This is a genomic window from Thalassospira xianhensis MCCC 1A02616 (assembly GCF_003326475.1).
Taxonomy (GTDB): Bacteria; Pseudomonadota; Alphaproteobacteria; order Rhodospirillales; family Thalassospiraceae; genus Thalassospira; species Thalassospira xianhensis.
The window spans coordinates 1-15,748 of record NZ_JPWA01000056.1 but is presented as its reverse complement, the minus strand read 5'-3'; the positions used below and the strand labels follow the sequence as shown (position 1 = coordinate 15,748).

The following is a 15,748-nucleotide window of genomic DNA, read 5'->3' as shown; positions in this document are numbered from 1 at the left end:
GTGCCAACGTTCACGTGCGGTTTTGTACGGGCAAATTTTTCTTTAGCCATTTCTAACTCCGTTTATTCTGGCTTCGCCTTAGCCGGCCGACTTGGCCTTGACTTCGTCCGCAACTGCCTGCGGGACGTCGGCGTAATGATCGAACTGCATCACGAACTGGGCACGGCCCTGGGACATGGAACGCAGCGTATTGACGTAACCGAACATGTTCGCCAGCGGGACAAACGCGCTAACAACGCGTGCAATACCACGGGAATCCATGTCACGGACCTGACCACGGCGACTGTTAAGGTCACCAATGATGTCGCCCATGTATTCTTCCGGCGTCACAACTTCGACACTCATGATCGGCTCAAGAAGCTTCGGACGAGCTTTTGCGAGACCTTCACGGAATGCGGCACGAGCTGCGATTTCGAAGGCCATCACGCTCGAGTCAACGTCGTGGTATGCACCGTCGGTCAGGGTGACCGAGAAGTCGGTGACCGGGAACCCGGCGATCACACCGCTGTTAAGCGAGGTTTCAAGACCTTTCTGAACGCCCGGAATGTATTCCTTCGGAACGTTACCGCCAACGACGGTGTCCTTGAAGGAGAACCCGCTGCCCGGTTCACCCGGGGTGAAGGTCAACTTGATACGTGCGAACTGACCCGAACCACCCGACTGTTTCTTGTGGGTGTAATCGATGTCGACTTCCTGGGAAATCGTCTCACGATAAGCAACCTGCGGCGCGCCGACGTTTGCTTCGACTTTGAATTCACGCTTCATGCGGTCGACGATGATGTCGAGGTGAAGCTCGCCCATACCGGAAATGATGGTCTGGCCGGATTCGTGGTCGGTTTTAACGCGGAACGACGGATCTTCCTGTGCAAGACGTGCAAGGGCGAGACCCATTTTCTCCTGGTCGGCTTTCGATTTCGGCTCTACAGCGATTTCGATAACCGGATCCGGGAATTCCATACGCTCAAGGATGATCGGCTTGGCAGTGTCGCAAAGGGTATCACCGGTGGTGGTATCCTTCAGACCGACCAGAGCAACGATGTCGCCCGAGCAAGCGTATTTGATTTCTTCGCGGTTGTTTGAATGCATAAGCAGCATACGGCCGATACGTTCTTTCTTCTCTTTGACAGAGTTCAGAACGTAAGAACCGGCTTCAAGCATACCGGAATAAATACGAACGAAGGTCAGGGAGCCAACGAACGGGTCGCTCATGATCTTGAATGCAAGACCGGAGAACGGTGCTTCGTCGTTCAGCGGACGTGAGTCCGGCTCGTCTTCGGTGCCCGGCTTGATGCCGCGCACGTCTTCGATGTCGTCCGGAGCCGGCATGTAATCGATGACGGCATCAAGAAGCGGCTGCACGCCTTTGTTCTTGAACGCAGTACCCAGAAGGACCGGAACCAGTTCGCCTTTCAGCGTACCTTTACGGATGCACTTCTTGAGAACTTCCTCGGACGGCATTTCGCCTTCGAGGTAAGCTTCCATGGCAGCTTCGTCACACTCAACAGCCTGTTCGATCAGAGCTTCACGGTACTCTTCAGCCTGGTCTTTGAGCGAATCGCGGATGTCGCGATATTCGAATTCAGCGCCGAGGCTTTCGTCTTTCCAGACGATTTCCTGGTTTTTCACCAGGTCGACAACGCCTTCGAATTCCATTTCGGAACCGATCGGCAGCTGCATGACAGCTGCGTTGGCACCGAGACGGTCTTTGATCATCTTGACGCAGCGGAAGAAGTCCGCACCGGTACGGTCCATTTTGTTAACAAAGCACATACGCGGAACGTTGTACTTGTCAGCCTGGCGCCATACGGTTTCGGTCTGCGGTTCAACACCGGAAACGGCATCGAAAACAGCGCATGCACCATCGAGAACGCGGAGCGAACGTTCAACTTCAATCGTGAAGTCAACGTGGCCCGGGGTATCGATGATGTTGATGCGGTTGTCTTTCCAGAAGCAGGTCGTCGCAGCAGACGTAATCGTAATGCCGCGTTCCTGTTCCTGTTCCATCCAGTCCATGGTTGCGGCGCCGTCGTGGACTTCGCCGATTTTATAGGACTTGCCGGTGTAGAATAGAATTCGCTCGGTGGTCGTCGTTTTACCAGCATCGATGTGAGCCATGATGCCGATGTTGCGATACCGAGAGATCGGAGTACGTTGTACCATAATCGACTCTTGATCTTGAGGTCTGAATTACCAGCGGTAATGAGCGAAAGCCTTGTTGGCTTCGGCCATACGATGGGTGTCTTCGCGCTTCTTGACGGCCGAGCCACGGTTGTTGGCTGCGTCCATCAGTTCACCGGCGAGACGACCGACCATGGTCGTTTCGGAACGCTTGCGAGCAGCGTCAACCAGCCAGCGAATGGCCAGTGCCTGACGGCGCTCGGAACGAACTTCAACCGGAACCTGGTAAGTAGCACCACCAACACGGCGCGAACGCACTTCGACGTTCGGCTTGACGTTGTCCATGGCTTCATGGAACTGGGCAACCGGATCGGCACCCTTGCTTTCCATAACTTCCAGTGCACCATAAACGATCTTTTCTGCGGCGGATTTCTTACCGTCGAGCATAAGGCCGTTCATGAATTTGGTCAGAACCTTATCGCCATATTTGGCGTCAGGCAAAACTTCGCGCTTTTCAGCAGCGTGACGACGTGACATCTGAGCTGCTCCTTATTTCGGGCGTTTCGCGCCGTATTTCGAACGACGCTGTTTACGGTCTTTGACACCCTGCGTATCGAGGGTACCGCGAATGATGTGGTAACGCACACCCGGCAAATCCTTTACGCGGCCGCCACGGATCATGACGACAGAGTGTTCCTGCAGGTTGTGACCTTCACCCGGAATATAGCTGGTGACTTCGTAGCCGTTGGTCAAACGGACACGAGCAACCTTACGAAGTGCCGAGTTCGGCTTCTTCGGGGTCGTGGTGTAGACACGGGTGCATACGCCGCGTTTCTGCGGGCAGGCTTCCAGTGCCGGAACCATGTCGCGCTGGGTGCGCGGAGTCCGCGATTTGCGGATCAACTGGTTAATAGTGGGCATTAACTTTCCCTTTGTACTTTAACGGACGCCACAAGGGCGCTGCTCTATCGACGCACGACGAACGACCGCATGCCTTTGCAAATCCTGCAAACGCAAATACGGACCGCCCATTACGCAGGATCACCCTGCCCTCGACGGCCGTTAGAGTCGCACTCAAGCGACGGGGGGCAAAACCGCCCGTTGCCAAGCAATTTGGCACCGACACAGCTACACCCCCCGAGATTCGGTGGGCGCATACTAGTGACGGCCCCATTTCGCGTCAAGCAAAACCCTGTGGGCCTTCGAGTTGGCGCTTCAAACGCCGAGGCGAACCGGTGCATCGATAGATAATTCCCGGTTCGCCTCTGATTCTTTAACAAGCTTGCGCGGCGATATTACTCGCCGGCTGGCAATGACGGGGACTCGGCATCGGCCTGCGGGCCGAAATTGTCGCCGATTTCCTCTTCTGCCTCGATCTGTACATTCTTGTCGCGTTCGGCGGCCAGTGCACGGAAGCGGTTCATCACCGCACCGGTACCTGCCGGGATCAGACGACCCACGATCACGTTTTCTTTTAGACCGATCAGGGTATCGGTTTTGCCCGATACGGCTGCTTCGGTAAGAACGCGCGTGGTTTCCTGGAACGACGCGGCCGAGATGAAGGAATGCGTCTGGAGCGATGCCTTGGTGATCCCCTGAAGGACCGGTGCAGCTTCGGCCAGTTCGCCGCCTTCTTTAACGGCACGTTCGTTTTCGGCATCGAAATCGACACGGTCGATGATTTCGCCAACCAGAAGCGTGGTGTCACCGGTTTTGGTAACTTCCACTTTCTGAAGCATCTGACGAACGATGACTTCGATGTGTTTGTCGTTAATCTTCACGCCCTGCAAACGGTAGACTTCCTGGATTTCGTTGACCAGGTAGTCGGCCAGTGCCGGGACGCCCATAACGCGCAGGATATCGTGCGGAACCGGCGAACCATCAAGCAGCTGATCGCCCTTCTCGACGAAGTCCCCTTCCTGAACGGCAAGGTGCTTGCCTTTCGGGATCAGGTATTCGACCGGTTCGGTCAGACCGCTATCCTCAAGCGGATGAACGATCACGCGACGCTTGTTCTTGTAGTCCTTGCCGAACTCAACACGACCGGCGATGTCGGCGATGATGGCGTGGTCCTTCGGCTTGCGCGCCTCGAACAATTCAGCCACACGCGGCAGACCACCGGTGATGTCACGGGTTTTCGAGCCTTCGCGCGGAATACGTGCAAGCACGTCACCGGCGTTGACTTTCTGACCGTTCTCGACCGAGAGAATGGCATCAACCGACAGGAAGTAACGGGCTTCAAGACCGTTTTCCAGGTTGATGACCTCGCCGTTTTCGTTACGCAGCGTAACGCGCGGCTTGAGGTCGGATGCCTTCGGCATGCTCTTCCAGTCGATAACCGTTTTCGAGGCGATACCGGTCGCTTCGTCATAGACTTCGCGAATGGTTACGTTCTCGAGAAGGTCGACATAGTTCACATAACCTTCTTTCTCGGTGATGATCGGCAGGGTGTACGGATCCCACTCGGCCAGTTTCTGGCCACGCGTGATCTGGTCACCGTCATCAGCAAGCAGTTTCGCACCGTACGGGACGCGGTATTTCGCACGTTCACGGCCGGTTTTGTCGATCAGCAGGATTTCGAGGTTACGCGCCATGACGATCATGACACCGCTCGAATTCGTAACAACCGCACGGTTCTTCAGTTTGACGGTCGCATCGAAGTTGGCTTCGACACCCGAAACTTCCGCACCACGCTGTGCCGCACCACCAATGTGGAACGTACGCATCGTAAGCTGCGTGCCCGGCTCACCGATCGACTGTGCGGCAATAACACCGACAGCTTCACCAATGTTAACCGTGGTACCGCGTGCCAGGTCACGACCATAGCAATGGCCGCAAACGCCGGTTTCGGCATCACAGGTCAGGACCGAGCGGATACGCGCCATTTCGACGCCTGCTTTTTCGATCAGATCAAGGTGATCTTCGACAACCATTTCGTTCTTCGGAACGATGATTTCGCCGGTTGACGGATTGACAATCTCGTCAGCGGTGAAACGACCGAGGATACGATCAGACAGCGTCTCGATAACTTCGCCGGAATCGACAACCGCAGCAATGTCGAGGCCGCGTTCGGTACCGCAATCATGCTGGGTGATGATGCTGTCCTGTGCGACGTCGACGAGACGACGGGTCAGGTAACCCGAGTTCGCCGTTTTCAGTGCGGTATCGGCCAGACCTTTACGGGCACCGTGGGTGGAGTTGAAGTACTCCTGCACGGTCAGGCCTTCTTTGAAGTTCGAGATAATCGGGGTCTCGATGATCGAGCCATCCGGCTTTGCCATCAGGCCACGCATGGCAGCCAGCTGACGCATCTGGGCGGCAGAACCACGGGCACCGGAGTGCGCCATCATGTAAACCGAGTTCACATTGTCACCTTCTGCCGTTGCCGAGATGACTTTCATCATCGCTTCGGAAACGTCATCGGTGCACTGCGACCAGGCGTCGACGACCTTGTTGTATTTCTCACCGCGGGTGATCAGGCCGTCCTGATACTGCTGCTCGTATTCCTTGACCTTGTCATGGGTCGCACCAACCAGGGTTTCCTTGGCTTCCGGAATGATCATGTCATCCTTGCCAAACGAAATACCGGCTTTGCATGCCCAGTTAAAGCCAAGACCCATCATGCGGTCAGCAAAGATAACGGTCTCTTTCTGGCCACAGTGACGATAGACGACGTCGATAACGTTCGAGACGTCTTTCTTGGTCAGCAGCTTGTTGATGGTCGCGAACGGAATGCGCGGATGACGCGGCAGCAGTTCGGACAGCAACATGCGGCCAACCGTGGTCTGAACACGGATGGTGATCGGCTCGTTATTCTCGTCGACGGTTTTGTAACGTGCATTGATTTTCGAATGCAGGGTCACAACACCGGCATCAAGAGCCTGTTCGATTTCGGCGATATTGACGAAGGACATGCCCTCGCCCGGCTGACCGTCGCGTTCCATCGAGATGTAGTACAGACCAAGGACAATATCCTGCGACGGCACGATGATCGGTTTACCCGAAGCCGGCGAAAGGATGTTGTTGGTCGACATCATCAGGGTACGTGCTTCAAGCTGCGCTTCAAGCGACAGCGGCACGTGAACGGCCATCTGGTCACCGTCGAAGTCGGCGTTGAAAGCCGTACAGACGAGCGGATGCAGTTGGATTGCCTTACCTTCAATCAGGGTAGGCTCGAAAGCCTGGATACCAAGACGGTGAAGGGTCGGTGCACGGTTAAGCATGACCGGGTGTTCACGGATAACCTGTTCAAGGATATCCCAGACTTCGGCACGCTCTTTTTCCACCATGCGCTTTGCAGCCTTGATGGTGGTCGCCATCCCGTACAGCTCAAGCTTCGCATAAACGAACGGCTTGAACAGTTCGAGCGCCATTTTCTTCGGCAGACCGCACTGATGCAGTTTCAGGTTCGGACCCACGGTAATAACCGAACGACCGGAATAGTCGACGCGTTTACCCAGAAGGTTCTGACGGAAACGGCCCTGCTTGCCTTTAAGCATGTCCGACATCGATTTGAGCGGACGCTTGTTGGCGCCGGTGATCGGACGACCGCGACGGCCGTTGTCAAACAGCGCATCAACCGATTCCTGAAGCATACGTTTTTCGTTACGCACGATGATATCGGGCGCACGAAGCTCGATCAGGCGCTTCAGACGGTTGTTACGGTTGATCACACGACGGTAAAGGTCGTTCAGGTCGGACGTTGCGAAACGGCCGCCATCCAGCGGAACCAGCGGACGCAGTTCTGGCGGAATGACCGGAATAACTTCAAGGATCATCCATTCCGGACGCGCACCGGACTCCTGGAAAGCTTCGATCAGCTTCAGGCGTTTGACCAGCTTCTTGCGCTTGGCTTCGGAATTGGTTTCCTTGAGGTCGATTTTCGCGGTTTCGCGTTCGTCATCAAGATCAATCGCAGCAAGCATGTCGCGGATGGCTTCGGCGCCGATACCGGCACGGAAGCTGTCTTCGCCATACTCTTCCTGTGCGGTCATGTACTGATCTTCTGAAAGAAGCTCACCCATCTTGAGCGGGGTCAGGCCCGGCTCAATGACCACATAGTTTTCGAAATACAGAATGCGCTCAAGATCCTTGAGCGTCATGTCCAGCAGCAGACCCAGACGGCTCGGCAGCGACTTCATGAACCAGATATGGGCAACCGGTGCCGCCAGTTCGATATGGCCCATACGTTCACGACGTACTTTGGCCAGAGTCACTTCGACGCCGCATTTCTCACAGATAATGCCGCGATATTTCATACGCTTGTACTTGCCGCACAAGCATTCGTAATCCTTCACCGGACCAAAAATGCGCGCACAGAACAGGCCGTCGCGTTCCGGTTTAAAGGTCCGGTAGTTGATGGTCTCCGGTTTCTTGATCTCGCCGAACGACCAGGAGCGGATACGCTCCGGGCTGGCGATCTGAATCCGGATCTGATCGAAGCTCTGGGTGCCCTGCGGCTGCCCGAAGATCTTCATCAACTCGTTCATAAAGGCTCTCCCGCTATGCCCGGTCTCGCCGGGTTTCGCCAATTTCAGGCCGAAAGATGCTTAATGGCGGACGGGATACCCGAATGGTACCCGCCCGCCAAGCTATTAAAGGTCGTCTTGCTCGAGCTCGACATTGAGACCCAGCGACCGAAGTTCTTTAACGAGAACGTTAAAGGATTCCGGAATGCCTGCCTCGAAGGTGTCTTCGCCACGAACGATCGCCTCATAGACCTTGGTACGGCCCGAAACATCGTCCGACTTGACAGTAAGCATTTCCTGGAGGGTGTAGGCAGCACCGTAAGCTTCGAGTGCCCACACTTCCATCTCCCCGAAACGCTGGCCACCGAACTGTGCCTTACCACCCAGCGGCTGCTGGGTAACAAGCGAGTACGGACCAATCGAACGGGCATGGATCTTGTCGTCGACCAGGTGATGCAGCTTGAGCATGTAGATGTAGCCCACGGTCACCTTGCGATGGAATTTCTCACCGGTACGACCATCATAAAGGTCGACCTGGCCAGAACCATCAAGGCCTGCTTTTTCGAGCATGCGAACCACATCAGGCTCACGTGCACCGTCAAAGACCGGGGTTGCCATCGGCACACCACGACGCAGGTTGTTACCAAGCTCGATGACATCGCCATCGCTCAGCTCTTTAATGCCGGTGACGTATTGCTCGTCCTCGTACACTTCATTGAGCTTGCCACGCAGGCTGTCCATCTCGGCACGACCATCGGCAACAGCATCGACAAGCTCGCCGATCTGCTCACCCAGACCACGTGACGCCCAGCCAAGGTGGGTTTCAAGGATCTGGCCGACGTTCATACGCGACGGAACACCAAGCGGGTTCAGAACGATATCGACAGGCGTACCGTCTTCGAGGTGCGGCATGTCTTCCATCGGCATGATGCGCGATACGACACCCTTGTTCCCGTGACGGCCGGCCATCTTGTCGCCCGGCTGCATTTTACGCTTAACCGCGACAAAGACTTTGACCATCTTCATCACGCCCGGCGGCAGTTCGTCACCAGCCTGAAGCTTGTCGACCTTGTCGTCGAAACGAGCCTGCAGAACAGCGATCGATTCCTCGAACTGTTTCTTCAGGGCTTCGATGTCGGACATGACACTGTCATCGGCAACGGCAATCTGACGCCACAGACCACGTGCAACACCCGAAAGGGCGTCTTCGGTGATCTCGCCATTCAGACCTTTCGGTCCGTCGACCAGGGTCTGGCCAAGCAGCAGGTTTTTCAGACGACCATAGAAGTTGCGTTCCAGGATCGCACGTTCGTCATCACGGTCTTTTGCAAGACGTTCGATTTCGGAACGTTCGATTGCCAGGGCACGTTCGTCCTTGTCGACGCCACGACGCGAGAACACGCGGACTTCAACAACGGTACCGAACTGTCCCGGCGGGACACGCAGCGACGTATCACGGACGTCGGATGCTTTTTCACCGAAGATGGCGCGCAGAAGTTTTTCTTCCGGCGTCATCGGGCTTTCGCCCTTCGGCGTCACCTTACCGACAAGGATATCGCCCGGTTTGATTTCCGCGCCGATGTAAACAATGCCCGCCTCGTCGAGGTTTTTGAGCGCTTCTTCACCGACGTTCGGAATGTCACGGGTGATCTCTTCCTGACCCAGCTTGGTATCGCGGGCCATGACTTCGAATTCCTCGATATGGATCGAGGTATAAACGTCATCACGTGCGATACGCTCGGACAGAAGGATGGAATCCTCGAAGTTGTAACCGTTCCAAGGCATAAACGCGACCAGCACGTTACGACCCAGAGCCAGTTCTCCCATATCGGTACACGGACCATCCGAGATGATGTCGCCCTTCTGGACAACATCGCCCACCTTCACCAGCGGACGCTGGTTGATGCAGCTGCCCTGGTTGGAACGCTGGTATTTCAGCAGGGTGTAAATATCGACACCCGATTCCGATGCCGCGATGTCACCGGTTGCGCGGATAACCATACGGGTCGCGTCAACGGATTCAACAACACCGTCACGGCGTGCGATCAGGGTTGCCCCCGAATCACGTGCCACCGGAACTTCCATACCGGTACCGACATACGGTGCCTCGGAGCGGATCAGCGGAACCGCCTGACGCTGCATGTTCGAACCCATCAGAGCGCGGTTCGCGTCATCGTTCTCAAGGAACGGAATGAGCGCGGATGCGACCGATACCAGCTGCTTCGGCGAGACGTCCATAAGGTCGATCTCTTCGGAGCGGGCCATATAGTGGTCACCGGCTTTACGGGTGTTGATCAGTTCGTTTTCGAAGCCGAATTCCTTGGTCAGCGGTTCGTTCGCCTGTGCGATGACATAGCGACCTTCTTCGATGGCCGAGAGATAGATGACTTCCGGGGTAACCACGCCATCGACAACCTTGCGGTACGGGCTTTCGATGAAGCCGTACTGGTTGACGCGGGCAAAGGTCGCCAGCGAGTTGATCAGACCAATGTTCGGACCTTCCGGCGTTTCAACCGGGCAGATACGACCATAGTGGGTCGGATGAACGTCACGAACTTCAAAGCCTGCACGCTCACGGGTCAAACCGCCCGGTCCAAGTGCCGAAAGACGACGCTTGTGGGTGATTTCCGAAAGCGGGTTGGTCTGGTCCATGAACTGCGACAGCTGCGAAGAGCCGAAGAATTCACGAACAGCAGCCGCAACCGGCTTCGCATTGATCAGGTCATGCGGCATGACGTTGTCGATCTCGACCGAGCTCATACGCTCGCGGATCGCACGTTCCATACGCAGCAGGCCAACACGGAACTGGTTTTCCATCAGCTCGCCGACCGAACGCAGACGACGGTTGCCAAGATGGTCAATATCGTCGATTTCGCCACGACCGTCTTTCAGGTCGATCAGAACGCGGACGACTTCCAGAATGTCTTCACGACGCAGAACACGAACCGTATCCGGGCATTCCAGATTAAGGCGCGCATTCATTTTCACACGGCCAACAGCCGAGAGGTCGTAACGCTCTGCATCAAAGAACAGGCCTTTGAACATGGCTTCCGCACCCTCGATGGTCGGCGGTTCGCCAGGGCGCATGACGCGATAGATGTCCACAAGGGCTTCTTCGCGGTTGCTGTTCTTGTCCAATGCAATGGTGTTGCGCAGATACGCACCGACATTGTTGTGATCGATCATCAGCAGACGAACGGTGTCGACACCCCATTCTTTCAGCTGCTCGAACACACCTTCGGTCAGTTCGTGGCCGGCTTCGGCAAGAATTTCACCGGTTTCGCCGTCAATCTGGTCTTCTGCCATGAACCAGCCACTAAGCTGTTCTTCCGGCACCAGGATGTGTTTGACACCCTGCTCGACAAGCTTGGCAGCCGAACGCTTGGTGATCTTGCTGCCTGCGGCGGCAACGACTTCACCGCTGTCGGCGTCAAGCAGGTCAAAGACCAGCTTCTGACCGATATAGCGATCTGCATTGAAATCGGTAACCCAACCATCCTTGGTGCGGCGGTATTCTGCCGACTCATAGTAATAGTTGAGGATTTCTTCCGGCGTCAGGCCTTCGATTTCCGACGGATCGACAGAGCGGCCTTCTTCGGCACGCTGTGCACGCAGGGCCTGGGACTCTTCATTTTCAAGAGCCATAAGCAGCGTGGTCGCCGGCAGTTTGCGGCGACGGTCGATACGGACATACAGGATGTCTTTCGCGTCGAACTCGAAATCGAGCCACGAACCACGATACGGGATCACGCGCGCAGCAAACAGGTACTTGCCCGAGCTGTGGCTTTTGCCCTTGTCGTGGTCGAAGAAGACGCCCGGCGAACGGTGCATCTGCGAGACGATAACACGCTCGGTGCCGTTCACGATAAAGGTACCGTGTTCGGTCATGAGCGGCATGTCGCCCATATACACGTCCTGTTCCTTGATATCGCGGATCGAACGTGCACCGGTATCTTCGTCAATATCCCAGACGACCAGACGCAGTGTCACGCGCAGCGGCGCGGCAAAGGTCATGCCACGCTGACGGCACTCCTCGGTATCGTATTTGGGCTGCTCCAGCTCATACGACACAAATTCGAGGGTTGCGCGCTCTGAGAAATCTTTAATCGGAAAGACGCTCTTGAACACTTCCTGGAGGCCGGCATCGTCCCGCTGCTCCTGCGGGGTACCAGTCTGCAAAAACTTGTCGTAAGAATTCTTTTGAACCTCAATCAGGTTCGGGAGCGGAGCGACTTCGCTGATCCGTCCAAAGCTCTTGCGGATGCGCTTTCGACCGGTAAAGGACTTATCCATCATCGTTCCTTTAATCGCGCCTCCCCACACCGTCGTAACTCGTTCGTCCCCGTGCCACTATGCAAAAAGCATACAGCACAACGACGCCCGAGCCCCGTACGGGGCGGGCGTTCACTTGATTATGACCGTGGATGTTATGTGACATCCAACATGAATGAGATCACTGATCCCTCGGCTGTCGACGCCGTCAAAGATAACCTCTGACCTAAACGGCCTTACGTTATGTACGATTACCTTTGGCAGCGTCAACCGTAAATTTCCTTTTCGCGTCCCGACAGACCGGACACCCATTGCCCGCACCGTAGAGACGGATAGGTCGGCGACCCGAAGGCCGCCGACCCAAACCTTGGCAAGAAGCCGTCGATTACTTGAGTTCGACGGTTGCGCCAGCTTCTTCAAGCTGCTTCTTGATCGACTCGGCTTCGTCTTTCGACGCGCCTTCTTTAACAGCTTTCGGTGCGCCTTCGACCAGGTCTTTGGCTTCTTTCAGACCAAGACCGGTGATTGCGCGAACTTCTTTGATGACGTTGATTTTCTTGTCACCAGCAGAAGCCAGGATAACGTCGAATTCGGTTTTTTCTTCTGCAGCAGCAGCACCGGCAGCAGCGCCACCAGCAGCAGCAACAGCAACCGGAGCAGCGGCGGAAACGCCCCACTCTTCTTCGAGAAGTTTGGAAAGCTCTGCAGCTTCAAGAACGGTGAGCTTCGAAAGCTCTTCAACGAGTGCCTTAAGATCGGCCATTTGTATAAACTCCTAGGCTTGAACTTGGATAAGTTGGTAAATTGGGTTACGCGGCTTCGCCTTTTTCGGCGTATGCCTTCAGCACCTGGGCAATCTGGGCCGCCGGCTTGGAGGTCAGCGTAGCGATACGCTGTGCCGGGGTCTGGATCATACCCACCAGTTTCGCGCGCAGTTCGTCCAGCGACGGCAGTTCTGCCAGAGCTTTAACGCCCTGTTCGTCCAGAATCTGTTCACCGATGGCGCCAGCAACAAGAACGAGCTTGTCATTGGCTTTTGCGAACGTTGAGGCCACTTTCGCGACCGACGCAGGATCAGCCGAATAGGCGATCGCGGTCGGGCCGGTGAAGTGGTCTGCAAGACCAGCAAATTTGGTGCCTTCCAGAGCAAGTCGCGTAAGCCGGTTTTTGGTGACCTTGAAGCCCGCACCAGCATCACGCATCTGCGCACGAAGAGCGGTGATTTCCGCAACCGTCAACCCTTTGTACTGGGTAACGATAACGCCTTCCGCACCTTCGAACACTTCGCGCATTTCTGCTACGAACTGTGTTTTATCATCGCGGTTCACTTTAAGTCTCCGACATTGCTTATTGCCCTGAACCCCATGGGGGGTTCACAGACGTGACCAGTCCTTTCGAACCGGTCTGTGACGCCCGTCCGTTTGCCAGATGTCCAAGCCTTTTGTGATGCCCCGTTACGGGGAAAACTAAAAACCGGAACCTCTGCCTATGCAGGAGATTAAGAACGGCAGATACCGCTCACCTGCAGTCTGGGACAGACAGGTAGAGAGGATCTTGCAACCCTCTCCGGTCCTGACCGGCCGCATGCGACCGGTCAGAATTCTTGAATTACTTCGATGCTATGTCCGCAATCGACAGTTTCACGCCAGCGCCCATGGTCGAGCTGATGGCGGCGCGCTGCAGGTATACACCTTTTGCGCCTGTCGGTTTTGCTTTGACGATCGCAGAAACGAATGCCTTGGCATTTTCAACAAGCTGTTCTTCGCTGAAGGACGCCTTGCCGATACCGGCATGGACAATACCATTCTTTTCAGCGCGGAACTGAACCTGGCCAGCCTTGGCATCGGAAACAGCCTGGGCAACATCCATGGTCACGGTGCCGAGTTTCGGGTTCGGCATCAGGCCGCGCGGGCCCAGAACCTTACCGAGACGACCGACAACAGCCATCATGTCCGGGGTTGCAATAACGCGATCATAGTTCAGATCGCCTTTCTGCATTGCTTCCATCAGGTCTTCGGCGCCAACAGCGTCCGCACCAGCTTTCTGGGCTTCTTCTGCTTTGGCGTCTTTCGCAAAGACAGCGACGCGCATGGTTTTACCGGTACCATGCGGAAGCGAAACAACACCACGGACCATCTGGTCTGCGTGACGCGGATCAACACCAAGGTTCATTGCGATTTCAACGGTTTCGTCGAATTTCGCTTTTGCACCATCCTTGACGAGCTTGACCGCTGCGGTCAGTTCGTACTGGGTGTTACGGTCGATGCCCTCATAAGCCTGGGCAAGGCGCTTACCAGTCTTGGCCATCGTCTTACTCCACAACCTCGAGGCCCATAGCACGGGCAGAACCTTCGATCATCGCCATCGCGCCTTCAACGTCAAATGCGTTGAGGTCAGCCATTTTGGCTTCCGCGATTTCCTTGACCTGTGCTTTGGTCACTTTACCGATGTAACCTTTACCGGTCGTACCGGAACCTTTCGGAATGCCTGCTGCCTTTTTCAGGAAGTAGGATGCCGGCGGGGTTTTGGTGACAAAGCTGAAGGAACGGTCGGAATAAACGGTGATGACGACCGGAATCGGCATACCGGGTTCCATCTGCTGGGTCGCTGCGTTGAACGCCTTGCAGAATTCCATGATATTCACGCCGCGCTGACCAAGAGCCGGGCCGACGGGCGGCGACGGGTTGGCTTTGCCGGCGGGAATCTGCAGCTTGATATAGCCGTCGATTTTCTTCGCCATTAGAGTACCTCATTACAGAAGCGCGCGGTACGGTCATGGCTGACCTCCCGCGCTTTAAAAACTGCCTGCATCACGCAGACAGAAACTTCACTTGTATCAGCTCGTCAGAGCTTTTCGACCTGGGTATATTCCAGCTCGACCGGGGTTGAACGACCGAAGATCGAAACCGACACCTTAAGGCGCGAACGTTCTTCATCAACCCCTTCGACGACACCGTTAAACGATGCAAACGGACCGTCGGAAACACGGACTTCCTCGCCAACCTCGAACGAAATGGTCGACTTCGGACGCTCGACACCTTCCTGCACCTGATGCAGGATGTGCTGGGCTTCCTTTTCGGAAATCGGCATCGGCTTGCCACGGCTGCCAAGGAAATCGGTGACCTTGGCGGTGTTCTTGACCAGATGCCAGCTCTCATCCGTCAGGTCCATATTCAGCAGCACGTAACCGGGGAAAAACTTCCGCTCGGCATTGACCTTCGCACCGCGACGAACCTCGACAGTTTCTTCCGTCGGAACCAGGACCTCTTTGATTTCGCCCTCAAGACCTTTCTTGATGGACTGCTCGCGGATCGACTGGGCGACTTTTTTCTCAAAACCCGAATGGACGTGCAAAACGTACCAGCGATGCGCCATGACTTAACCCCCGACACCAAAGATCAACTGAACGCCCCAGGCGAGAAGCTGATCGACAACAAAAAAGAAAACAGACGCCAAAGCCACCATGACGAAAACCATGATGGTCGAAACGGTCGTTTCCTTGCGGGACGGCCACGAGACCTTTTTGGCCTCGGTGCGAACCTGCTGTACGAATTGTGCCGGCGACGTTTTAGCCATTGTCGGGGTTACACCGCTTTCAAAAATTCAATTCCAAGACCCGGGTAAATGGCAGGAGCGGAGGGACTCGAACCCACGGCCCTCGGTTTTGGAGACCGATGCTCTACCAACTGAGCTACACTCCTACAAGGTAATCAGAAAGTTGAATTTCTTCAGGTCTTTCCGACACAGTCCTGCCCGGGCGGCAGGGTGTGCGGGCGGCTTATATCCGCCCGCACATCAAAGATCAAGCACCCAATGGTGCAAATCTTCAAAAATTATTCGATGATTTTCGCAACAACACCGGCGCCGACGGTACGACCGCCTTCACGGAT

Annotated in this window: 11 protein-coding genes and 1 tRNA gene; all 12 read right to left on the bottom strand. The window is 55.6% G+C overall.

Translation table 11 applies throughout. From position 1 onward, the window contains the following. Positions 1-78: 78 nt before the first annotated feature. Positions 79-2,160: an elongation factor G gene (fusA, locus tag TH5_RS24085; RefSeq protein WP_114123997.1), complete on the bottom strand. Its 2,082-nt coding sequence runs from the start codon at positions 2,158-2,160 to the stop codon at positions 79-81. 27 nt (positions 2,161-2,187) lie between these two features. Beyond that, positions 2,188-2,655 (bottom strand): 30S ribosomal protein S7, encoded by a 468-nt coding sequence (gene rpsG / locus TH5_RS24080; protein WP_097050731.1) that lies wholly within the window; start codon positions 2,653-2,655, stop codon positions 2,188-2,190. A 12-nt stretch (positions 2,656-2,667) separates the two neighbouring features. Continuing rightward, complete coding sequence (gene rpsL / locus TH5_RS24075) at positions 2,668-3,039, bottom strand: 30S ribosomal protein S12 (RefSeq protein WP_007092427.1); 372 nt, start codon at positions 3,037-3,039, stop codon at positions 2,668-2,670. A 374-nt stretch (positions 3,040-3,413) separates the two neighbouring features. Next, entirely contained in the window at positions 3,414-7,607 is a 4,194-nt protein-coding gene (gene rpoC / locus TH5_RS24070) for a DNA-directed RNA polymerase subunit beta' (RefSeq protein WP_097050732.1), read from the bottom strand. Positions 7,608-7,712: 105 nt separating this feature from the next. Continuing rightward, a complete protein-coding gene (rpoB, locus tag TH5_RS24065; protein WP_114123996.1) occupies positions 7,713-11,879 on the bottom strand; it encodes a DNA-directed RNA polymerase subunit beta in 4,167 nt (1,388 codons plus the stop codon). Between the two features lie 364 nt (positions 11,880-12,243). Beyond that, complete coding sequence (rplL, locus tag TH5_RS24060; protein ID WP_062952271.1) at positions 12,244-12,621, bottom strand: 50S ribosomal protein L7/L12; 378 nt, start codon at positions 12,619-12,621, stop codon at positions 12,244-12,246. Positions 12,622-12,667: 46 nt separating this feature from the next. After that, positions 12,668-13,186, bottom strand: coding sequence for a 50S ribosomal protein L10 (rplJ, locus tag TH5_RS24055; RefSeq protein ID WP_037991699.1), 519 nt, complete (start codon positions 13,184-13,186; stop codon positions 12,668-12,670). Positions 13,187-13,466: 280 nt separating this feature from the next. Continuing rightward, complete coding sequence (gene rplA, locus TH5_RS24050; protein ID WP_007092432.1) at positions 13,467-14,165, bottom strand: 50S ribosomal protein L1; 699 nt, start codon at positions 14,163-14,165, stop codon at positions 13,467-13,469. A 4-nt stretch (positions 14,166-14,169) separates the two neighbouring features. Then, positions 14,170-14,598: a 50S ribosomal protein L11 gene (gene rplK / locus TH5_RS24045; protein ID WP_062952272.1), complete on the bottom strand. Its 429-nt coding sequence runs from the start codon at positions 14,596-14,598 to the stop codon at positions 14,170-14,172. A 104-nt stretch (positions 14,599-14,702) separates the two neighbouring features. After that, on the bottom strand, positions 14,703-15,233 hold the full coding sequence (gene nusG / locus TH5_RS24040; RefSeq protein WP_071240402.1) for a transcription termination/antitermination protein NusG: 531 nt from the start codon (positions 15,231-15,233) through the stop codon (positions 14,703-14,705). A 3-nt stretch (positions 15,234-15,236) separates the two neighbouring features. Next, complete coding sequence (secE, locus tag TH5_RS24035) at positions 15,237-15,434, bottom strand: preprotein translocase subunit SecE (protein ID WP_007092435.1); 198 nt, start codon at positions 15,432-15,434, stop codon at positions 15,237-15,239. Positions 15,435-15,483: 49 nt separating this feature from the next. After that, positions 15,484-15,559: transfer RNA gene (locus TH5_RS24030), tRNA-Trp, on the bottom strand. Positions 15,560-15,748: the final 189 nt, after the last annotated feature.

Excerpts from the sequence above, each read along its gene's own strand:
- secE (WP_007092435.1), bottom strand. The coding sequence starts at position 15,434 with ATGGCTAAAACGTCGCCGGCACAATTCGTACAGCAGGTTCGCACCGAG.
- rpsG (WP_097050731.1), bottom strand. The coding sequence starts at position 2,655 with ATGTCACGTCGTCACGCTGCTGAAAAGCGCGAAGTTTTGCCTGACGCC.
- rplL (WP_062952271.1), bottom strand. The coding sequence starts at position 12,621 with ATGGCCGATCTTAAGGCACTCGTTGAAGAGCTTTCGAAGCTCACCGTT.
- rpoC (WP_097050732.1), bottom strand. The coding sequence starts at position 7,607 with ATGAACGAGTTGATGAAGATCTTCGGGCAGCCGCAGGGCACCCAGAGC.
- nusG (WP_071240402.1), bottom strand. The coding sequence starts at position 15,233 with ATGGCGCATCGCTGGTACGTTTTGCACGTCCATTCGGGTTTTGAGAAA.
- rplK (WP_062952272.1), bottom strand. The coding sequence starts at position 14,598 with ATGGCGAAGAAAATCGACGGCTATATCAAGCTGCAGATTCCCGCCGGC.
- rpsL (WP_007092427.1), bottom strand. The coding sequence starts at position 3,039 with ATGCCCACTATTAACCAGTTGATCCGCAAATCGCGGACTCCGCGCACC.
- rplA (WP_007092432.1), bottom strand. The coding sequence starts at position 14,165 with ATGGCCAAGACTGGTAAGCGCCTTGCCCAGGCTTATGAGGGCATCGAC.
- fusA (WP_114123997.1), bottom strand. The coding sequence starts at position 2,160 with ATGGTACAACGTACTCCGATCTCTCGGTATCGCAACATCGGCATCATG.
- rpoB (WP_114123996.1), bottom strand. The coding sequence starts at position 11,879 with ATGGATAAGTCCTTTACCGGTCGAAAGCGCATCCGCAAGAGCTTTGGA.